The organism is Aliterella atlantica CENA595 (genome assembly GCF_000952155.1).
GTDB classification, from domain to species: Bacteria; Cyanobacteriota; Cyanobacteriia; order Cyanobacteriales; family Chroococcidiopsidaceae; genus Aliterella; species Aliterella atlantica.
The window spans coordinates 15244-34948 of the sequence record NZ_JYON01000028.1; the positions used below are offsets into that span (position 1 = coordinate 15244).

Annotated in this window: 21 protein-coding genes and 2 pseudogenes; 12 read left to right on the forward strand and 11 right to left on the reverse strand. The window is 42.2% G+C overall.

The window, feature by feature from the left end; translation table 11 throughout:
- Positions 1-28: 28 nt before the first annotated feature.
- The 4 genes from UH38_RS20130 to UH38_RS20145 all read left to right on the forward strand — a co-directional run bounded on the left by UH38_RS20130 (position 29) and on the right by UH38_RS20145 (position 3296).
- Entirely contained in the window at positions 29-547 is a 519-nt protein-coding gene (locus tag UH38_RS20130) for a hypothetical protein (RefSeq protein ID WP_045056484.1), read from the forward strand.
- Positions 548-570: 23 nt separating this feature from the next.
- Entirely contained in the window at positions 571-1308 is a 738-nt protein-coding gene (locus tag UH38_RS20135) for a sterol desaturase family protein (RefSeq protein WP_045056485.1), read from the forward strand.
- A gap of 2 nt (positions 1309-1310) precedes the next feature.
- Positions 1311-1814, forward strand: a complete 504-nt coding sequence (locus UH38_RS20140; protein ID WP_052672484.1) for an alpha-ketoglutarate-dependent dioxygenase AlkB — start codon at positions 1311-1313, stop codon at positions 1812-1814.
- 267 nt (positions 1815-2081) lie between these two features.
- The gene (locus UH38_RS20145) at positions 2082-3296 is read left to right on the forward strand and encodes an RRXRR domain-containing protein (protein ID WP_045056525.1); all 1215 of its coding nucleotides are present in this window, start codon (positions 2082-2084) and stop codon (positions 3294-3296) included.
- 170 nt (positions 3297-3466) lie between these two features.
- Here UH38_RS20145 and UH38_RS20150 read toward each other — a convergent pair whose 3' ends face one another.
- Both UH38_RS20150 and UH38_RS28320 read right to left on the reverse strand, forming a co-directional pair.
- The gene (locus UH38_RS20150; RefSeq protein ID WP_052672485.1) at positions 3467-4087 is read right to left on the reverse strand and encodes a hypothetical protein; all 621 of its coding nucleotides are present in this window, start codon (positions 4085-4087) and stop codon (positions 3467-3469) included.
- Between the two features lie 3 nt (positions 4088-4090).
- A pseudogene (locus tag UH38_RS28320) lies at positions 4091-4222 on the reverse strand (hypothetical protein); the annotation flags it as partial.
- 44 nt (positions 4223-4266) lie between these two features.
- Between UH38_RS28320 and UH38_RS20155 the strand changes: the two are divergent.
- The 4 genes and pseudogenes from UH38_RS20155 to UH38_RS20170 all read left to right on the forward strand — a co-directional run.
- Positions 4267-4533: a hypothetical protein gene (locus tag UH38_RS20155; protein WP_045056486.1), complete on the forward strand. Its 267-nt coding sequence runs from the start codon at positions 4267-4269 to the stop codon at positions 4531-4533.
- Between the two features lie 602 nt (positions 4534-5135).
- Positions 5136-5561, forward strand: coding sequence for a hypothetical protein (locus UH38_RS20160; protein ID WP_045056487.1), 426 nt, complete (start codon positions 5136-5138; stop codon positions 5559-5561).
- An 80-nt stretch (positions 5562-5641) separates the two neighbouring features.
- A complete protein-coding gene (locus UH38_RS25000; RefSeq protein WP_052672486.1) occupies positions 5642-8101 on the forward strand; it encodes a pentapeptide repeat-containing protein in 2460 nt (819 codons plus the stop codon).
- Between the two features lie 307 nt (positions 8102-8408).
- Positions 8409-8663, forward strand: a pseudogene (locus tag UH38_RS20170) (ATP-binding domain-containing protein); the annotation flags it as partial.
- A gap of 43 nt (positions 8664-8706) precedes the next feature.
- On the opposite strand, the gene UH38_RS20175 reads toward UH38_RS20170, so the two are convergent.
- Both UH38_RS20175 and UH38_RS20180 read right to left on the reverse strand, forming a co-directional pair.
- Complete coding sequence (locus tag UH38_RS20175; RefSeq protein WP_045056489.1) at positions 8707-9042, reverse strand: hypothetical protein; 336 nt, start codon at positions 9040-9042, stop codon at positions 8707-8709.
- A 112-nt stretch (positions 9043-9154) separates the two neighbouring features.
- Entirely contained in the window at positions 9155-9718 is a 564-nt protein-coding gene (locus tag UH38_RS20180) for a DUF4126 domain-containing protein (protein WP_045056490.1), read from the reverse strand.
- A gap of 225 nt (positions 9719-9943) precedes the next feature.
- Here UH38_RS20180 and UH38_RS20185 point away from each other — a divergent pair, with 225 nt between their 5' ends.
- Together UH38_RS20185 and UH38_RS20190 are read left to right on the forward strand one after the other, a co-directional pair.
- On the forward strand, positions 9944-10264 hold the full coding sequence (locus UH38_RS20185) for a hypothetical protein (protein ID WP_045056491.1): 321 nt from the start codon (positions 9944-9946) through the stop codon (positions 10262-10264).
- A gap of 65 nt (positions 10265-10329) precedes the next feature.
- On the forward strand, positions 10330-10953 hold the full coding sequence (locus UH38_RS20190; RefSeq protein ID WP_045056492.1) for a TenA family protein: 624 nt from the start codon (positions 10330-10332) through the stop codon (positions 10951-10953).
- A gap of 758 nt (positions 10954-11711) precedes the next feature.
- Here UH38_RS20190 and dinB read toward each other — a convergent pair.
- On the reverse strand, positions 11712-12797 hold the full coding sequence (gene dinB, locus UH38_RS20195; RefSeq protein WP_200892533.1) for a DNA polymerase IV: 1086 nt from the start codon (positions 12795-12797) through the stop codon (positions 11712-11714).
- A 19-nt stretch (positions 12798-12816) separates the two neighbouring features.
- Entirely contained in the window at positions 12817-13098 is a 282-nt protein-coding gene (locus UH38_RS20200) for an HU family DNA-binding protein (protein ID WP_045056493.1), read from the reverse strand.
- Between the two features lie 252 nt (positions 13099-13350).
- Between UH38_RS20200 and UH38_RS26400 the strand changes: the two genes are divergently transcribed.
- Positions 13351-13605, forward strand: coding sequence for a hypothetical protein (locus UH38_RS26400; RefSeq protein WP_144405724.1), 255 nt, complete (start codon positions 13351-13353; stop codon positions 13603-13605).
- A 21-nt stretch (positions 13606-13626) separates the two neighbouring features.
- Positions 13627-14172, forward strand: coding sequence for a tyrosine-type recombinase/integrase (locus tag UH38_RS20210; RefSeq protein ID WP_045056495.1), 546 nt, complete (start codon positions 13627-13629; stop codon positions 14170-14172).
- Here the strand turns inward: UH38_RS20210 and UH38_RS20215 are convergent.
- The 5 genes from UH38_RS20215 to rppA form a co-directional block, all read right to left on the reverse strand.
- Positions 14164-14967: a tyrosine-type recombinase/integrase gene (locus tag UH38_RS20215; protein ID WP_045056496.1), complete on the reverse strand. Its 804-nt coding sequence runs from the start codon at positions 14965-14967 to the stop codon at positions 14164-14166. The genes UH38_RS20210 and UH38_RS20215 overlap by 9 nt on opposite strands.
- 224 nt (positions 14968-15191) lie before the next feature.
- A complete protein-coding gene (locus UH38_RS20220; protein ID WP_160296002.1) occupies positions 15192-15623 on the reverse strand; it encodes a DUF2808 domain-containing protein in 432 nt (143 codons plus the stop codon).
- Between the two features lie 193 nt (positions 15624-15816).
- Positions 15817-17400 carry a TolC family protein gene (locus UH38_RS20225; protein ID WP_063124296.1) on the reverse strand — a complete coding sequence of 528 codons (1584 nt, stop codon included), beginning with the start codon at positions 17398-17400 and terminating at the stop codon, positions 15817-15819.
- A gap of 269 nt (positions 17401-17669) precedes the next feature.
- Positions 17670-19004, reverse strand: coding sequence for a two-component system sensor histidine kinase RppB (rppB, locus tag UH38_RS20230; protein WP_045056498.1), 1335 nt, complete (start codon positions 19002-19004; stop codon positions 17670-17672).
- Complete coding sequence (gene rppA / locus UH38_RS20235; RefSeq protein ID WP_045056499.1) at positions 18991-19695, reverse strand: two-component system response regulator RppA; 705 nt, start codon at positions 19693-19695, stop codon at positions 18991-18993. The genes rppB and rppA overlap by 14 nt, the downstream gene beginning before the upstream one ends.
- Positions 19696-19705: the final 10 nt, after the last annotated feature.

The following is a 19705-nucleotide window of genomic DNA, read 5'->3' on the forward strand; positions in this document are numbered from 1 at the left end:
TTTATAGCGTTTTTAACTCAGAGGGAATATGAATAAGCCAGTTCAAATTCTTGAAAAAGAAATTCAACAATTAAAAAGTACGCTCTTTCTCTCGGAAATCGTAGCTTCGTTAGATGCTCTAGCTATTAGTTTATTAATAAGCACTTGGACTCAGTCTTTTTTAGAGAATATTTATATCCCTAATGAAAATAAAACTAGACTAGCAACACTGATATTAATTGGACTGACTAGAGGTACGGTAGTTCGTATTGCTAATGATGCTTTTTTTAGCAAAGATCTAGAGTTAAGAAAGATAGAGCTTGATAAGCTAAGTGTTGAAGACGATCGTCAAGAGCCAAAAACAATAATCGAAGAAATATCAATTAAGCTTTTAAGACCGATTCTGTGGTTTAATATAGAAGTAATAAAAGTATTAATGACTGCTGTAATTGATTTTTTGTCACTCATAAAATACCTAAAAAACTTTCCTTGGGGTCAGAATAAAACAAAAATTAAATATTGGTCGGAAGCCAAAACAGCATATATGAAAAAATATTTGCAAATCTGAGAAAAAAGATTAAGAGTCGCATTGTGCAAGTCATAATTGGAATAATAGTAATAGCGATCGCCTTTACGTGGCTGGAGCGAAAATCCCCCGTTCGCCGCCAGAAGCTGTTTCGCCCAGGCTGGTTTACGGATGTCTGCCACTGGGCATTCAATCAAACTATAGTCAACGTAGGGGTTATTATTGGTGCAATTCCCCTGTACATTTTGTTGGGATGGACAATCAACCCAAGTTTTCAAAGTGCGATCGCTCGTCAACCTGGATATTTGCAGTTTGTAGAAGCAGTAATTGTTGCCGAAGTTAGTTTCTATCTAGTACATCGATTGTTCCACAAAATACCCCGCTTGTGGAAGTTTCATGCCATCCATCACAGTAGCGAACACCTAGACGCTTTGGCAAGCGTTCGGTTTCACCCTGTAGACATGGTTGCTGCTAGGTTAGCGATCGGGACACCATTGTATATACTGGGGTTTACAGCAGAAACATTCGGATTTTACACCACCTTTAACCTTGTCCAGTCAATATTTGTCCATGCCAACATTCGCTGTAGATTACCAGGATTACGGTGGCTAATTAGCGATCCGCAGTTGCATCGTTGGCATCACAGTTTAGACATAGACAACAAAAATTTTGGACATCCACTAATAGATTTGTTGTGCGGGACTTTATATAACCCGCCGCCTGGTGAGTTTCCCCGCGCAGTTGGGGTGGTGCAAAAAGTTCCAGTTAACTATCTGCGACAGTTGATATATCCTCTACGATAAAAATGCATCAAACATCGTTATTCCCTAGAGCCAAACAACAGCTTGCCCCTGGTGCTATCCACGTTCCTGACTGGTTGAATTTAGAGCGGCAGCAGCAATTATTAGACCAGTGTCGAGAATGGGCAAAACCACCTGCGGGTCTTTACACGCCCAAAATGCCTGACGGAAAATCCCTAAGCGTCCGCGTACTTTGCCTTGGTTGGCATTGGTATCCTTACAGGTACTCGAAAACGCGCGATGATAGCGATCGCTTGCCTTGTAAAGCCTTTCCTCCACAATTAGCCGATTTAGCACATCGGGCTTTGCAAATCACACTGCCAAAGTACAAACAATTTGAGCCAGACGTAGCGATCGTCAATTGGTATGACTCAAATGCAAAACTGGGAATACATCAAGACCGCAGCGAATCAGCATTAGTGCGTAATATAGGAAGTCCGATTATTTCGATTTGTTTCGATTTGGGAATAACCAAAACAAAGGCGCTCCCTATCAAGATATCGAATTAAGAAGCGGGGATCTGTTCGTGTTTGGCATCGCATGGCGTATCTTGAACTACCGTGCATAACCCTTCGGGTATAGACACGGATTCTGGGAGATAACCCCAGGTGAAATGTTCAATACCTCATTAAGTTCAGTAGCGTCTTAACACTTCTGAGTGCTTCACTAGCTCGGATTATCTGTAGCCCCTGGAATCTCAGGGGGTTGGGTCAAGCCAAGATACGCGCTGCTGAATGAGGGAAGTGACTAAAACTTATCTTTCAAGGGTTATACCAATGAAGAAAGAAAATCTCAGAGTACCTGTGATTTTGCCGTCAGGTGAGGCATTAATGCCAACAACTGCATCTCGCGCTAGGCGTTGGATAAAACAGGATAAAGCTAAACCATTCTGGAATGACCTGGGTATCTGGTGCGTCCAGTTATTAATTGAGCCATCCGGCACTCAAACCCAGGACATTGTTGCCTCTTGTGACCCTGGTAAGCGATATTCTGGTATCGCTGTCGTGTCAGCCAAATACACGCTGTTTATGTCACACCTAGTCTTAATGGGATTTATCCCCAAACAAGGTACAGCTATTGCTGGCATAAAAGAGAAAATGTCCTACCGCTCCATGCTCAGGCGTGGGCGCAGAGGAAGACGAATTGACCGAAAGCTTGTTTTTAAACTGAGAAATCATCGTCAAAAAAGATTTTCTAATCGCAAGAAAGCCAAATTACCGCCATCAATTCGTTCAAATCGACAACTAGAAATTCGAGTAATTTCCGAGTTGTCTCGCATTTACCCAATTACAGCAATCAGGGTAGAAAAAGTTAGAGCCGATGTTGATATGACATCAGGGCGTAAAGGCGCAAAGTCGGGTAAGGGCTTTTCTCCTGTGATGATAGGACAAGCTTGGACACTCGAACAACTTTCTAAAATAGCCCCAGTCGTCACGATGGAAGGTTGGCAAAAAGACGGGAACGGCACATCGCAGATTCGCGAGCATTTAAAGCTTGTCAAAAACAAATCCAACAAAGCTTTGCAAGTCCCAGAGACTCATGCGGTGGACGCAGTGGCAATCGCTTGTGGTCATTTCGTCCAATACAAGCCCTTTCATACTAGGAATGAGCATGGTCATCACTGGATTGGGGAAGTGCAAAACACGCCATCCGTATTCAAAGTCATTTCTAAACCTAGAATTACGCGCCGTCGTTTACACAATGCCATCCCCTCGCCGGAAGGGATTAGGGGACGTTATGGTGGGTCAACTACTCCGTTTGAAGCCAGGAAAGGTGATTTAATCGAGTATTCAACCAAGTCAAATGGAAAAGTTAAAAAACTAATTGGATATTGTTCTGGATACACGGGAAAAAATCTATCTTTAAGTGATGCTAACTGGTTGCGCCTAGGAAGATTTGTTAATTCTAAATGCCGCATTCTAGCTAGAAATACCGGACTGGTAGTTTCGGGGGGATTGACCCCCACTCAACTACCGCTCCTATCCCCCTAAGACCAAATCTGTGGTCGCAGTACCTCAGAGGCATATCACGGAGTAGTGAAGATTTATCCAGGCACAGCACCGCAAGCTTTAGCAATAAAACAAGGTCGGCTGAATATTACGATTCGAGAGACAGGGCTGGTTGCTTGACAACAAAAGCAAGGGAGCTTGTGGGCTTTTGATTACCCTTTTGCTGCATCCTCAGATAATTCCTCAAACTTAGGACTCCACCAACCTTTAGCAGTATGAAAATAAACAGCTTCCTTATGGTTGTTATTACTTCTAGCACTGAAGTCGGAGCAACGCAGCAAACTTTTGGCGCTTCCTTCTTTTTGGTAATGATACTCCTCTAAAGGTTTTTGGCAAATGGGGCATGAATACTGGGTGATTTGAGCATTGATAGGGGTAACAGACTGGCTATTGGTTTGCCCCTTCTGAGGTAGCTGCCATGTTTTGTTGCGCTCTGACCAAAACATGACGGTATCGCTACAACCACTAACACACTTGAGAAAATACTTTTTCTTGAGCTTCGAGCTTGGGATCTTCGCTAAATAATTTTGGGACTGGGGGCAGCGAGTACGCGAAAAGTTAGGCTGTCCCTGTTGTTGCTGTTTTGGCGGTTGATTGGGGGAGAATTGGCGCTCTGCTTCTCTGCGTTGAGGTACAGGCTGATTACTAAGGTAGCGAGGAATTACTTGCTTTGCTTTGGCTAAAGCTGGGGCAAAGTAATCTCGATTCCACCGAGTCAAATACTGTTGCCAGTCTTGCTCTCCGTTGGCGATCGCATCGAGTTTGGTTTCCATCTCGGCAATGAAATTGCTCTGGAGCAAGTCAGGCAAAGCATCGGCTAAGAAGCGATCTACCTCTAACCCTAAGTGGGTGGGATGTAAGTTGCCTTTAATCAGGTCGGTGTACAGTCTATGCTTAAGGGTTTGAATCGTTGCCGCATAGGTAGTTAATTAAAGCGGCTCCAGGGGAAATAGTGCTAAAGGCAATTGACGCACTTAAGGAAGCTCTAGCTGCTACTAAGGTGCGTAACACTTCCGGCTTTCTAGTAGAAGCCATCAGGAATACCTGGATTCCTAATAAGGGTTATGAGCAGAAGATAGAACTAGATGCCTTCAAAGAGTGGTATCCGTTAGCTCAATCACTACAACTGGTTCTTGCTGCGACTCAATTTGATGGAGTTCAACACGTTCTAACGCTAGAAAACCAATGGGTTTGTTTTGAACAAATGGCTTCTGACTAACCATTAGAGAAGCTGCGAGAAATGGCTTAAATAATCTCCTCTTTACAGTTCTTCTATGTTTTAGTGTCAGTCTAAAGCTAAATATGAGAAGCAATTCTTGATATTAGAGGAGTTAAGATGAGATATTAAAACGCATGGTCGGAGGCGGTGCGGGCGATTTGGTGAGCCTTGATATTAGAGGAGTTAGGATGAGATATTAAAACCCCTCAGTAAGCCGTCCGAAAAAATACGGTACTTTGCCCTTGACACTGGGGTAATATACAGACAAGTTGCAGTTTAATTACCCATTTGGAGGTATTAACCTACGAAATTTCTGGATGTTAAGCAGAAAGGATCTGTCTAATCACTCAGATTAGGGGTTTAGACAGGCGAAGTCAGTCTAATAAATCAATTAGGTGGCTTGGGATGTCAGTGGTGACAGCATTATGAGCTTAAGAGTTGGGGGTTTAGGATTAAGTTTGTGTATTTATGAGCGCTTGTGGGAAGATCCAGTTTAATTGAGTTATTGAGTATCTGCCTTGCCCAAAATGTACCAAAACGTTTCACTATCCCAAGCTTGATTATGTTCTATTTAGTCCAAATTTATATCAAGTGATTGAACTATGAATGAAAATACCGATCAAAGTCGCAGCTTCACAGTTGGCAATGTAGGGGGGGACTTTAAACCAATCGGTTCAGCGGTAATGTCAGATAACGTTGAGATTAATGGTACTGTTGCTGAGTCCATAAACCAGCTACCTTCCTCACCCGATCCTAAAAAACCAGGTATTAAAGAAATCTTGTCTCAACTAAGTGAGGCAATCTCCACCTCCTCAGATCTAAATGATGAGGATAGAACTGAAGCTTTGGAGCAGGTGAAAACCCTAGCTGAAGCAGGGAAGAATCCTAACGATGGCGCTATGAAAAAGATGGCGAGAACATCGGTAAAAATATTGAAAGGAACAGTTGCTGGCTTACCTGATGTTGCTAAACTGGCAGACGTATGTAGTGAATCGTTGCCTTTAATAACCAAGTTTTTGGGGTTGTAAACACTATTTTGCTTAGGCTGTCACCCTAACTGAAAAAAGCTCGTGTACTCTTTAGGTTCAGTTTTCTTAAGGTAAAGCAAATGGCAAGCGAACAGCATATTACTCTACTGCGACAAGGCTTCAGAGTTTGGAATAAATGGAGACAGCAAAATCCTCAAAGTATTCCCGAACTTAAGGGAGCGGATCTAAGAGGATTAAAGCTCTCTAGGGTAGACCTCAGTGGAGTAGATCTTAGTGAAGCAGACTTCAGCGGAACCTCACTGTTCCAAGCAAACTTAAGTGGTGCGAACCTCTGTAAAGCAAACCTTAGTACTGCATTGCTTCAGGAAGCAGACCTTAGTAGAGCAAGCCTTATTGAAGCTAACCTGGAAGATAAGAAACTCCCTCAAACATCCCTTAGTGGAGCAAATCTCAGTAGAGCAAATCTTATTAGAGTAAAATTCTATGCATCGACAAACCTTAATAAGGCTAACTTTAGTTTATCGAATCTCAGTGGAGCGGATTTGAGCGGACTAACTTTAAGGGGTAACAATTTTGTTGGCGCAAATCTGTGTAAGGCAAACCTTAATGCAACAAATCTTAATGGAGCAAACCTCAGTGGGGCTAATCTTAGTGAAGCTAACCTCGAATATGCAAATTTACGAGGAACCCAGATTCAAGAAGCAACCATTGATGAGAAATGGTATTTAGTTTGGGACATTGTTAATAATGGGGTAGAAGGACGAGATCTTCAAGGACTTGACCTGAGTATGGCTAACCTTGAAGGAGCGAATCTTTGTGAGGCTGATTTGAAGAATGTCAATCTCACCGGAACAAAGTTTAATAGAGCTAATCTTGCCAAGTCTAATCTAGTCAAGGCTAACCTGATCAAAACTGACTTAAATATGGCAAACCTGAGAATGACAAATCTCAGAGAAGCTAACCTTTGTGAGGCAATTCTTAGAGGGGCAGACCTTAGTGGAGCCAACCTTAGTGAAGCAAACCTTAGATATGCGAAATTACACTGTACCCAAATTCAGGAAGCAATTATTGACGAAAAATGGTACTTAGTTTGGGACATTATTAATAATGGTGCAGAAGGACGAGATCTTAGCGAAGCCGACCTTAGCGAAGCCGACCTTAGCGAAGCAAACTTCAAAAACGGAAATCTTAGCAGAGTTAATTTCAGTCGCTCTATTCTTAACAAAGCCGATTTTAGTTGGACGGATCTTAGTGGAGCAAATTTCAGGAAAGCAAATCTCGCAGGAGCAAATTTCGACTGGGCAGACTTCAACGAGGCAGATCTTAGCGAAGTCGAAGGATTTGGCTCAATAACCTGTAGCGGTGCTAGTTTCAGTGGCACAAGTTTCCGTCAAACAAGAATTCCATCGTCCTCGCTTGAGGAGTTTAAAAAACAAGGGGCAAGCTTCAATGAAGCAGATATTAGTGAAGCAAATATCGAGATATATTATGGTGCTGTAGCTCCAGTCCGAAATAGAAAAGAGTTTTTTGAAAATCTACTCTTTTGGAAAAATCAAGAATCGTTTAATGAATCGCTCAAAAAATCACTATTATCATCTGAAGAAGGTTTTATACCTGGAATTTTATTGTATACGGATGAAGATGACAAATTATCCCTCTATGTGAGAGAACATTTTGATGCTTTAGACAAGCTAACAGGAGATTGGTGTACTATCTATCTTTTGGAGAATCCCTCCCCTAAGTGGAGACAGGCAAATCACAGTTGGAGAAAAATGGCTGAATCCGGTTTGAATGCAAGCTGGTTTAAAAGTAAACCCTATGATAAGTCTGAAGCATATGATATCGCTAGACAATTGAACGTAGAATTAAGCAATCTTCCCTGCCTTATTCTGATTTCTCCAGCAAACTTGTCAGAAAAATTAGTATTACAGATTAAAGAAGTATCGCCAGAATACTTCCGTAAACTATTCTCAACTATTGAAAAATTAGTTAAGAGAATTAGCTCTGAAAAACTGAGACAAAGAAAACCAAATTCTCAAGTGTTTGATTATCTAAAACTTAATTTTAATGAAATAGTAAATTTTTTGGAAAATCATGCCAGCAAACAAGAGAAGGATAATAGCACTAAATATATTCTAAAAGGTGATAACATTTTTGTTTCAATTGAACCTGTCAACATAAGCAACCTAAATTATAACGAAAAAATTGAAGGTAATTATGTTCAAGGAAATTACACGGCTCAAAGTCGCAGTCTTACAGTAGGAAATGTCGGCGGAGATTTCAAACCAATTGGTTCAGCATTAATGGCAGATGATTTCAGAGCTAGTGGTACGGTTGCCAACTCTATCAACTTTGACCAAGGTATGACTAAAGAGGCGGATCTTCAAAACCGACAGAACCAGAAATCTTCAAGCAAAACCTCCAAAGTTGATGAATCCAAATCTATAGGTAAAGTTGTAGGAGTTATTGTTATCGTGCTTGCTCTCCTTTCAGGGTTGACAGTGTACATTTTCTTTCAGTTAGGTTTATCTAAGTATCCCGTGTCTGGTTCATCTCAAGAGCAAAGAATTAAAAAGTAACCACTTGAGTAAAGTTGTAAATGGATTGTAAAAAATACTGGCAGCGTATTCCCTAAACGATATTAATCACTCAACGAGGCTCTTTACCAGAATATCTCACTCAATCTAAGTTACCTGAGTTGCAAAGGTTGTCCACATCTGGTGAGCTTGGTCTTTAGACTGCTTGAGTTTGTCGGTTGGGGTGGTACTTTTAACCTCCATCAAAGACCATCGAATTGTGAGAATTTAGGATGTTATGTTGTGGAATATATACACAACAATCAAAATGTAGCTGTGTAATTGTTGGAGACATTATGTATAACATAAAATTCACAAAGCCCAGGGTTCTGAGTACCCAGTGGTAATTATGCCTGTATTTATGCAGCATTATATGATGCTGTCGCATAATTTGATTTACACAGGGCTGACTCGTGCGAAAAAGCTAGCAATTGTTGTGGGGACAACCAAAGCAATTAGTCTAGCGATCAGGCAAGTCAAAGACCAAGAGCGATACACCCATCTGCAAGAGCGATTGCGATTAATGTCGCTTGCTAATAATGGTTATCCTTCAGCAAGATGGTGAATTGTTAATTCCTACTAACTTTAGTTCGCCTGCTAACTATCAATCATTCTGATTCCTCTGGGGTGTCTTCTATTTCCTCAAAAGTCATGTCTCCAGTGAGTTCAGCAAAATCTTGGAAAAGTTGCTTGAGGGAATTTACCTTAGTAAGCCTTGCTTCTAAACCTTCTTCCTCCCAAACATAATCCTCATCTATTAGGGAGAATTCATAACCAATGAGATCGCCTAGATATAAGGAGAAACAGTAGCTTTCTTCATCAGAGTTAGTAAGGTAGGTGGAAAAAGATGCACATCCAATGCTAGCAATTGTGCCTTCTTCATCAGTAATAAAGTAATTGCGTTCCAAGAAGGTTTCTAAAGCAAACATTTGAATAGCGTCCATACACATTGTCCTGGGAAAATAAGTGATTAGTTATTAGCATTGCTAACAAGACTTACCACCAATAACATTAAATTTGTCAATTTGGCTTAAATTAGTTCAATATTAGTAGTCATTAATTTTTGCTAGTAGCTTTGGTTTGGACAAACTTGTTCAAGCTAGCTATTAGCAAAATTGCAACCAAACCAATTGCGATCGCAGGCGCTACCAAAGCTAATATTGATAAGGTAATTGCACCAATAGATTCACCTGTAGCAATAAAAGCATTCCCCAGCCCAATAGTCAAAGCTGTGGAAGATAAACGAGTAATTCCGGTTACAGCTTGGAGTATTCCGGCAGTACCCCCACCAGCAATTGCTGCCATCGTCCATTGCAACAAAGGATCGCTGTCTGGAAATACAGCAGCAGCAACAAAAGTGCCAACAGCCAGTGCTGTTGGTGTAGCAAGCGTGTCCAGTAAATTATCTAATACAGGAACGTAATAAGCACCAATTTCTACAACAGTAGCGATCGCAAATGCCCACAGTGCGGGGTAAGTGCCAACCCATTCAAAACCCGACGTAATTGGTAGATGTCCAAAGATTACCGCGATGCTGATAACCAACGGCGGGACAAAAATGCGGAAGCCACAGGCAGCACTTAAAGTCAGACCAATAATAATGCTTTCTAAAGTATTCATAGATACAACTACCGATACAGTGATAGTCAGGAGTTGACCCCTGAGTTCACCTGAAACAATTTAAAGCTTGAGCGGAGATTAAACATCTAGCAAGAGAGGCAAAATTCTAGTTATAATCAGCAGCTATACTAAAGCCAAACTAAAAAATACCTTGGCTTTTAGACATGACAGACCCATTACTAGCAATGCAATAGGGAAAGAGCATTACACCATAGGAGATATGCAATGCCCACACCAGGAAAGCTTGAATTAACCATAAAAATTAATGAGTTTCCAGCAAACGTGCAGACAGTAGAAAATGGTTGGAAGCAGTTTGATATTGACATAGGGGAGCAAATAGTATCTGTTACTCTCAAGCCCAAGGTGTTTAAGAAGCTAGAGCAAGCCCAAGAAAATTATCCGATGTGGGTAGCCGCGATCGCAGGGCAAATGGGGGAGAAGACAGAAAAGGGTTTTGTCCTTAAGGAGCCGAACGTTCAGACCTTCGAGAAAAAGCCTAAAGAACCGAAAGAAGGGGCAGCACCTATTACTAGCGCTGCTAGTTAGTATAGGGTAAACAGAAATGAATCCGAATCCCAACAGATCCTTAAACTTATCCAGGCAGAAAAACTTTGACTATATCTAGCCAATTATGGCAAGCAAATCTTGATTTGGTACAAGCTTGCTTAGAACATCCTTTTGTCCAAGGTATTGCAAAGGGTACACTGGAGCGGAAAAAATTTGCCTATTATGTAGGACAAGATGCCTTCTTTCTAGAGGCATTTGCGCGTGCATATAGCGCAAGTGCAGCTAAGTCACCCGATTGGGAAGGATTTGGGATTTTTCATGACCTAGCGACTGGGGTGCTAGCAGAACTGCGTCTGCACGAAGATTTTGCTGCTACTTGGTCAGTTGACTTGCGTACTATTCAACCCCAAGCAGCAACAAGGCGTTATACCGATTTTTTGCTGGCTACTGCATGGAGTAGTGATGTAGGTATAACAACAGTTGCGATGTTACCGTGTATGCGGCTTTATGCTTTTTTGGGGCAACAACTCGCTGCTACTGGAGTTCCAGACCACGAGTATAGCAACTGGATTTATACATACAATTCTCCGGAGTTTGAGAAGTTAGCTCAACAATTAGAAGCTTTGGCAGAACGGTATGCAAGTGCTACTACCCAAGTACATTCGATTTACCGCTATGCGATGTTATGCGAACGCGACTTTTTTGAGGCGGCATGGATGGTAGAGTAAAAATCGCTTTAGCTTGGGGATTCACCCCTTGAGCTTAAGCTGAAGTTTTCTCCAAAAAGGCTTAGAAGCCCGCCTTTGTTCATTAAAGTTACGCGCTTCCTCAATTGCTTTTTTATCTAGTTCCTGGCAATAATTCGTTGGTTTAAGTTTACTTAACGCCATCTATCAAATTGATCTTCCGAACAGCCGTTGATATAAGCATTGGATACTCATCCCTTGAGGGGTTTGTAGGTTTCATTGGGGGCATAGCTATAAACCTTAGTAGTAATCGCGATTGGAGGAGAGTAACTTCCTGGAGATGGAATTGCTGCTAGCCGCGAAGCAGTAAAATATGAAGATCGGAACTAGCAGCGCTCTGGCTTGAGTATCGTGAGATTCTGGTATCCAATTTCGACTTTGCAATAGTAAGAAGCAATTTGGCGACAACGAAGACCTCGGCTAGCAACCCAAAGGAAAGTGGAAAATCAATGAAGTTTTTAGGCTCAATCCTCATTCTGTTCGTCTTAAATTGTTTATTTTGTTGGTTATTGACTGCCGATATGGGCTTTGGACCAGTTCTTTATCTACTCTCCTTCTTGGGGGGAATTTTTCTAACTAGTGTAGTGGGAGTAGCTAGCCTCAAAATTTTCCACAATCAGCAGTAATCAACTGACTGGAAAGAGCAGGGAGAGTACCTTGCAAATCTCGCCTACTGCTTTGTGGTAGTACAGCAAAATCAGGGTTGCTCCCATTGTTTTGGGTTGACTAGACGCTCAAGCCTAAACTCCTGACTCAAACAAGCATAGTTGAATTGGTCGTGGTTTTTGAGGATAGTCGAGGTTGGATAGAGAGATTCCTGACAGTCGAACGCTGCGCCCCTGGAGAGAAATAGTTGCTAACAATTCCTTAGCTACTTGGCTAATTGCCTTCGCTTCGCCAATAGCATCAGTTACAGTTCTGCTGCGTGTGATTTGCTGATAGTCGGCAAATTTGACTTTCAACGTAATTGTGCGTCCCAAAGCTTGGTAGCTTTCTAAGCGATGCTGAACGGTTTGGGCGATAGTTTCTAACTCCAGCAGAATTGCTTGAAGGTCGTTCAAGTCTTTGGTGAATGAAGTTTCTGCGCCGATTGATTTGCGCTTGCGGTTAGGTTCAACTATTCGATTATCCTCACCCCTAGCGATCAAGTAGTAAAATCGCCCTACCTTGCCGAAATACCGTACTAGATCGTCTTCGCTGTATCGCTTGAGGTCAAATCCAGTATGAATACCCAAGTTGTGCATCTTGCTAGCAGTAACTTGTCCAATGCCATGAAATTTCTCAATTGGTAGGGCAGCAACAAAAGCTGGGGCTTGTTCTGGGAGGATCGCAGTTAGTCCGTTGGGCTTATTCATGCCCGATGCCATTTTTGCTAGAAACTTGTTTTGGGAAACTCCTGCACTTGCAGTTAACCCTGTTTCGGCTAGAATTTCGGCTTTGATTTGTTTGGCAATGGTTGTAGCGTAAGGCAACCCTAGCTTATTTTGGGTGACATCAAGGTAAGCCTCATCTAAAGCAACAGGTTCTACCAAGTCGGTGTAGCGCTTGAAGATGGCGTGAATTTGCTTACTAATGCTGCGGTAAACCTCAAAGCGGGGTGGGACAAAGATGAGATTGGGATATTTTTGTAGGGCTTGGTAGGAGGGCATGGCAGAATGAATACCAAATTTCCTTGCCTGGTAACTAGCAGCAACTACCACGCCGCGCTCTTGAGGTAATCCGCCGACTACGAGTGGTTTATCTCGGTAGCAAGAATTGTCCCGTTGTTCAACCGAGGCATAAAATGCATCAAGATCGACGTGAACGATCTTGCTAATACCGCTCATACCATGCCTAAATTAACCCTTATGTATTTGGAGCAACCTTATCCTTAAAAACCTTACCCGCAGAAAAAGCAGGAACGCGAGTAGCAGCAATTGTCATTTTTTCACCTGTTTTGGGGTTACGTCCTTCACGTGAAGAGCGATCGCGTGGCTCAAAAGTACCAAACCCAACAAACGTTACCTTGTTGCCACCTGCAACTGCTGCCATAATTTCCTCTAACATGGCAGTTAAGATCGCATCGGTTTCTTTCTTGCTGACATTGGCTTTCTGGGCGATCGCCTCAACTAATTCACCTTTATTCATAGCCGTTCACTTCTAACACCGTTGCTATTTTATGGGTAGGTGTTAGAGAGTGCAACTGTACTACTAGAGAATATTTCCTGAAAGGGAAGCACGTTTGTTTGAGCTAGATAAACTTGAGCCGTATTTTGGTGGGGTAAGGGGAAAATGCCTAGCAAACTTTGAAAAGTGATGTATTTCGATGTCCTAGAAGATTTGAGGTAATTGAGCTATAAAACTAACTGAAGAGAAAACTCAGCTTTCTGGAGCAATGGAATGAGAACCAATAATAAAGGATTGAAGACTTTTCCACCTGTATCGCGTTGGGAATTAATTGACGCAATTTCTAAGTTGCACGTCATTAATGACTGCCCTAGCCAATTGACAATAGCTATCGATAATTCGTCGAATCCTTGTTGCAACCAATTGACAAAAGGTAGTCTAAATGATTGCCAGTGCAGCGATTGCAGCTTTTTGCCGGACTTGACGAAATTTACAAAACGTCAAGTCATGGATGATAATAAGCAGTAGGTAACAAATATAAAAATAACTATGAAAATTGGGGGCAACGGACGCGCTAAAATTCTTACTTCTGCCGAACTCAACCGTCTATTTGAGCGCGGATTAGTTACCCCTAGAGACAAACTATTGTTTGCGATCGCTTACTACTGCGCCTGTCGCATCAGCGAAGCCTTGGCATTGACTACCTATGACTTAGCAAGTGGTACGGTGACGTTACGAAAATCAACGACAAAAGGTAAAGTCGCTACTCGTACCTTGCCCATGCACCCGAAGCTAAATAGATATTTAGAAATTTACAGTCCGCCGCCTGGTCTATTATTTCCAGGACGCAATGGGGATAAGATATTGACAAGGGCAAGTGCAGACCTAATTCTCAAATCTGCCTGCAAGCGAGTCAGAATTAGGGGCGCATCGACTCATTCTTTTCGCCGTACAGCACTGACAAATATGAGTAATGCCAACGTGCCAATTCGCGTAATTCAGCAGATATCGGGGCATCAATCGCTGACTGCTCTGCAACGTTACCTTGATGTTAATCCAGAGCAGGTAGCAAGCGCGATCGCTTTGCTAGCATAGGTTGTAGGAACGCCCAGATGTTTTCGGCAAAGTTCTCAGACCCCAGTCGGGAGGGGTCAGCCAGTAGCCTTCTGGGATTGCTTGCAGCCTGGGAAACAACAAGTATGCACCTAACAGATAATCAATCGCATTTTCACCAGCACTAATACCAGCAAAAGCTTTGATTTGCTCAAAAGCTTGCAAAAAGGCTTCCTCTTTCTTGCGCTCAATCGCCTCATACTCAAGTTGGGCAGAAGGAGATGATGTAGCGTAATAGTTCCACAGGATGCAGCATTCGTGCAGAGATAAATCGGTAGATTTCAGCAGTAGAGCAGCGCGGTAATATAGCCCAGTGCGGCGCAGCATATAAGGGTGAGTTGGGATTGGCAACTTAGCCTGCTTGCCAGCTTGGTAAATTATATGGTGCAAAGAGCGATCGCTTAGTCGTTGTTGTCTTTCACTTTCTAGAATCCAATCAGTTTTACAATGCTCGGCTAATTCCTGCAAAAGCTCAACTTCAGCAGGACACAAAGGCTGCTGGTTGACTACGATTTGCGGCTGGATGCGAAGAGATTTAGAACGATTGCGAACTACAAGCAGAGTATTAGTGGTTCTGTTGAGGTCGCACCAGCGCAGCCAGCAGATTTCCGAGGGTTGCAGCGCTTGGCAGAATAGAAGGAGCGCTATAGCTTGGTTGCGGATGGGGGCGCGGGTTTGGCGAGTGGCGGCGACTAAGGCATCGACTTCGTAGAGGTAGAGGAATTGGCGATCGCGGCGATCTATGAAAGGGAGCTTGCGTGGAGGCGGCTTAAGCATAGATAAATCAACTATTTATTAACATAGCGAAGAGATAACATAGGCATTATTGAATGGTGGCGCTACTATCAAGAATTACAGATGTGTGCCACAGAACTTCCAACTCAAGTATCCTAAGAATAGGAGTTATTATTGGTGCATTTTTTATACATATGCTCCTTAGTTGGACAATCAACCCTAAGTTTGTCTAGGGCGACTGTACTTAACATCTTCTAATAGATTTGTTAGCGATAAGCTCTAATTTGAAATAAGCCAATTGGTATATCCTTGTTAAAACCAACGAACTTAGCCTGAACTGAATATAGCCAAGGACGAGGGAAGGCTGAAATAGATATATATTTCATGTCAACCTTAAGCGTACTTCCAGGCGCAGCAGGCTGAGGAAACATTAATGTAACTTTTCGCCCTTCAATCAAAACATTAGTATCAATTTTACGATTGGAGTCATCAGATACATTAATATTTCTGCTTGCTGTTAAACCATAAGGGAAATTAATAGTTATTTGAGAGAGGGAACTACTATCTTGAGGAATTTGTAAATAAAAGGAATGCTTAACATTTTTTGCTCGTGTGGGAGGAGATTGCACAAATCCAAAAATATGTGGAGTTTTTGCATCTGGGATTTTGGCTTTTCCATAAGCAATAGAACTTGACAAAGCGATCGCTAAAGTTAAGGTAGAACTACAAATTATTTGTGTGGATTTTTTTAGAGAAGTTTGGTTGTACATAAGTATTGAATTGTCTTGATTCTAATCATTCTGAACGAATAAAATGAAATTAAGGTGAAATATCCGAATCTAAGGTTCTAACAATGCTCGTTTAGAGTAATTAAGATATTTAGCACTTAGTTTAAAACCTTCTACTAATCGCTCGTTGCAAATTAGCTAAGGCTCGGTTGTAGTCTAAGATGGCGCTGACTCGGTTGCCTTCAGCTTCGGTAAGATCGTTTTCAGCGCTAATGACATCAGTTTGAGTACCGACACCAGCTTGGAAGCGTAGCCTTGCCAAACGCAAAGCTTCCCTAGCTTGTTCTAAAGCTACAGAAGCAGTTTGAATATTAGCTAAATTTGATTGCAAATTTGAGTAAGCTTGTTCTACCTCAAATCTGACTTGATTGCGGGTATCGGCAAAATTAGTTTCCGCGATCGCAATATTGGCTTCCTCTGCTCTGGCTCTGGCTCTTGCGGCTCCCCCATCATATAAATTCCAGCGCACGTTAGCACCTAACGAATAATCGTCACCAAAACTCTGCTCATCGTTAAAAGTATCGCTGATGTTGTAATTAGTAGTTAAAGCAACTGTTGGTCTATTATCTGCTAGCGCAATGCGGCGGTTTTGCTCGGCAATATTTCGCTGTGCTAGTTGCTGCTGGAGTTCGGCGCGGTTTTGAAAAGCTTGAATAATACTTTCCTCTACTGACAAGTTCCATAACCCTGCTATTTCTACTGCATCTGCGGCAATAACGTTCGCTGACTGAGCAATACTGAGGCGATTGGCTAATTGGCGGCGAGCAATTTGCTGCTGGCTTAAAGAATTAGTTAAATTTTGATTGGCATTGGCTAGCTGGACTTGAAATTGCAAGACAGCAAACCGAGTCCCTACCCCTGCTTGTTCTAAAGCTTGAGCATCGCGTAAACTCGCTTCAGCATTAGTTACAGCCGCCCGATTGATTCTTACCTGTTCGTCTGCGTCTTGCAGGTTGTAATAATCGTTAGAGACATCCAATCGCAATTGCTCTGATATGCGTTCGTAATCTAGCTGGTCAAAGCGTAGCTGTTCTTCTGCACCCCTGATTCGGGCTGTTCTTGCGCCTGCAGTATAGAGATTATAACTAAGTTCTACAGTCCCACTTAAAGCGGTAGAACTACCACCCCCTTGACCGTTAAGTTGATTGAGTAACTCAGATATCTGACTGTTGTCTGCATTGCTATTTGTATTATTGCCAGAATCACTCAATAGGTCGCTACCTCGACTATTTAGCCCTGCTTGAACGCTTAGGGTGGGATACTCAGCCGCTTGGGCTTCACGCAAATTTGCTTGACTGCGTTCTAAAGTTAGCAGTGCTACTTGCAATTGGCGATTGTTACGCCGCGCTAGTTCTAATGCTTGCCCTAAGCTAATAGCATCAGTTACCTCAATTCGTACTTCTTCGGGTAAGGTAGGGAACTGCAAGGGATTTGGATTTGGGTTAAGCCTGTTAGGTGCTGGAGTTCTCCGGCTAGGGATATCTTCTGAATTAAGTGGCTTGGGACCTGCCGAAGGCGTTGAGCTAGGAGCAGTAGATTGAGCAAAATCAGAACTTTTAGATATTACAATCGGCTTATTTGCAGCATACTCAAAAGGTGGCAGAGTTTGGGATGCAACCGAACTAATTGTATTAAAGGCAATTACTACCTCTGTACCTACAGTTACTAAGTAATGGAAAAATTTCAAAATATGGATACCTACTACTCGTTATATAAGCTAACTATTGCTAGGCTAAAAAATAGGTTGATTAGATAAATTGATAACTAACTGTTAGCAATATAGTTTGCAATGATAGTTTACGAATAATTCGGTATTTATCATATTGAGATTTGGGGCAAAATAAGCATCAAGGGCAATTGAACAGTAACAGTATTGCTTTTTTGTTACTAAAAACAGATTGACAGAATTTTATGAAATCAAGATGAAATTTTAATTCGATGAAGGACGTTGAGCAGTCAATAATTGAGGTTTTTACTTTTGGGAGAAGTAACTGCTAAAGGCAAGCGGATTGTAAAAGTGCTACCTTTACCCAACTCGCTATGTACCTGCAAACTGCCGTGATGTGCCTGCACTATAGCTTGGGCTATTGCTAAACCTAATCCAGCCCCTCCTGACGTTCTAGAGCGATCGCTATCAACACGGTAGAATCGAGTAAAAATCCGCTTTTGCTCCTTAGCGGCAATACCAACACCTGTATCTTGAATTTTTATAAGAGCATGATGGTCGCTGCAATCCAAGATCGCGGTTACTTTACCACCTGCCAATGTGTAGTGGATGGCATTAATAACTAAGTTATAAACTAGACGATACAATTGTTCTTCATCACCTACAACATACAATGGTTTGTACACTCGGATCTCAGAAGACAGCGTTATCTCTGCGGCGATCGCCAAAGCGGCTAATTCCTCTATCAAATCGCTAATAATGTCATTGAGGCAGCAAAGCTGGCTTCGTAGGGGCGATCGCCGTCGTTCCATATGAGCTAATAACAGTAAATCAGCAACAAGCCCAGTAAGTCTCTGGTTTTGACGCTCTATAGTTTTGAGAATATCCTGTGCCTCTAGGTTAAATGTATGCGGTGTCCGTAGTGCTGATTCAACTGTTGCCCGTGTAGCAGCTAGAGGTGTCCGCAACTCATGAGCAGCATCGGCTGTAAATTGTTGTATCTGTTTATAGGATTGGTAAATTGGTTGCATTGCAAAACCAGCTAGCCACCAACTGGAAATGCCAACTAGAATCATAGCGATGGGTAAACCCAAAAGCAAAATTAATTTTACGTTAGTAAGATATTCATTGATATCTCTAAGAGACCGCCCCATCTGCATATATCCCCAGGGGGTATTATTTTGGGTATGTAGCGATAGAGAAATTTGGTGATAACAATTTCCTTGTTCGTCACAGGGACTTTGCCAAGTATTTTTTGTGGACGTAAGAGGCAATCCTTCAGGTTGTAAACCAGCTAAAGCAATCTTCCGCTCGGAAAGGTCTAAAAACCTAATATAGTAGTCACCACGATGAATTGCCCCTAAAACGTGGCGTTGCTCCATTTGCTCTGGTAGGAGTTCTTGAGTTGCAGGTTCTAAGCGTCCAGGTTGCTTCAGTGTATTTTCTATACTGTCATGCAGCGTTCCAGCAACAAATTCTAACTCTCGGTCCAGAGTTTGCCAGTGAGCATGGACAATAGCCTCATAAATTCCCAGCCCGCTGAAGCTTAGGATCAAGCCCATCACGAGCGCATAAGATGTAGCTAGTCGCCAGCGGGTCCGAGAAAACAGTCTATTTTCGTTCATAACTTAGATTAAGACGATATCCTATGCCATGCAAAGTTTCAATCAAGTCATCACAACCTATTTGAGCAAGCTTGCGGCGTAGCAGGCGGACCTGAGCAGCTACTACATTGCTGGTAGCTTCTGCATTCACTTCCCAAATTTGATTTTGAATTTGGTCGCGGGTAACAATCTGATTTGGATGCTTCATGAAATACTCTAGTAACTGAAATTCCTTAGTAGTCACAGACACAATCTGTTTATTACCTAATATATTTTGAAAATAAACACTATGAGTAGCATAATCTAGAGTAAGATCGCCAATTTGTAAGTGTGGGGGCTGGATTTGGGGAGATCGCCGTTGCAGAGCGCGTAACCGTGCTAACAGTTCTTCCATCCCAAAAGGCTTTACAAGATAGTCATCAGCCCCTGCGTCTAAACCAGCAACTTTGTCCTCCATGCGGTCCCTAGCAGTCAACATCAAAACTGGTAAAGGATTATTTCGCAGTCGCAACCGCTTACACAGTTCTAACCCTGATACCCCTGGTAACAGCCAATCGAAAATAGCAAGTGTATATTGCGTCCAATTGCTATCTAAATAGTTCCAAGCTGTAGTGCCATCTAGAACCAAATCAACTACATACTTTTCCTGGTTTAAAGTTCGTTTAATAGCAGTCCCTAAATCTGGCTCATCCTCAACTAAAAGAACTCTCATAGCAGTCTAT

Excerpts from the sequence above, each read along its gene's own strand:
- UH38_RS20130 (WP_045056484.1), top strand. The coding sequence starts at position 29 with ATGAATAAGCCAGTTCAAATTCTTGAAAAAGAAATTCAACAATTAAAA.
- UH38_RS25000 (WP_052672486.1), top strand. The coding sequence starts at position 5,642 with ATGGCAAGCGAACAGCATATTACTCTACTGCGACAAGGCTTCAGAGTT.
- UH38_RS20160 (WP_045056487.1), top strand. The coding sequence starts at position 5,136 with ATGAATGAAAATACCGATCAAAGTCGCAGCTTCACAGTTGGCAATGTA.
- UH38_RS20180 (WP_045056490.1), bottom strand. The coding sequence starts at position 9,718 with ATGAATACTTTAGAAAGCATTATTATTGGTCTGACTTTAAGTGCTGCC.
- UH38_RS20175 (WP_045056489.1), bottom strand. The coding sequence starts at position 9,042 with ATGGACGCTATTCAAATGTTTGCTTTAGAAACCTTCTTGGAACGCAAT.
- UH38_RS20185 (WP_045056491.1), top strand. The coding sequence starts at position 9,944 with ATGCCCACACCAGGAAAGCTTGAATTAACCATAAAAATTAATGAGTTT.
- UH38_RS20145 (WP_045056525.1), top strand. The coding sequence starts at position 2,082 with ATGAAGAAAGAAAATCTCAGAGTACCTGTGATTTTGCCGTCAGGTGAG.
- UH38_RS26400 (WP_144405724.1), top strand. The coding sequence starts at position 13,351 with ATGAGAACCAATAATAAAGGATTGAAGACTTTTCCACCTGTATCGCGT.
- rppA (WP_045056499.1), bottom strand. The coding sequence starts at position 19,695 with ATGAGAGTTCTTTTAGTTGAGGATGAGCCAGATTTAGGGACTGCTATT.
- rppB (WP_045056498.1), bottom strand. The coding sequence starts at position 19,004 with ATGAACGAAAATAGACTGTTTTCTCGGACCCGCTGGCGACTAGCTACA.
- UH38_RS20200 (WP_045056493.1), bottom strand. The coding sequence starts at position 13,098 with ATGAATAAAGGTGAATTAGTTGAGGCGATCGCCCAGAAAGCCAATGTC.
- UH38_RS20140 (WP_052672484.1), top strand. The coding sequence starts at position 1,311 with ATGCATCAAACATCGTTATTCCCTAGAGCCAAACAACAGCTTGCCCCT.
- UH38_RS20150 (WP_052672485.1), bottom strand. The coding sequence starts at position 4,087 with ATGGAAACCAAACTCGATGCGATCGCCAACGGAGAGCAAGACTGGCAA.
- UH38_RS20215 (WP_045056496.1), bottom strand. The coding sequence starts at position 14,967 with ATGCTTAAGCCGCCTCCACGCAAGCTCCCTTTCATAGATCGCCGCGAT.
- dinB (WP_200892533.1), bottom strand. The coding sequence starts at position 12,797 with ATGAGCGGTATTAGCAAGATCGTTCACGTCGATCTTGATGCATTTTAT.
- UH38_RS20210 (WP_045056495.1), top strand. The coding sequence starts at position 13,627 with ATGAAAATTGGGGGCAACGGACGCGCTAAAATTCTTACTTCTGCCGAA.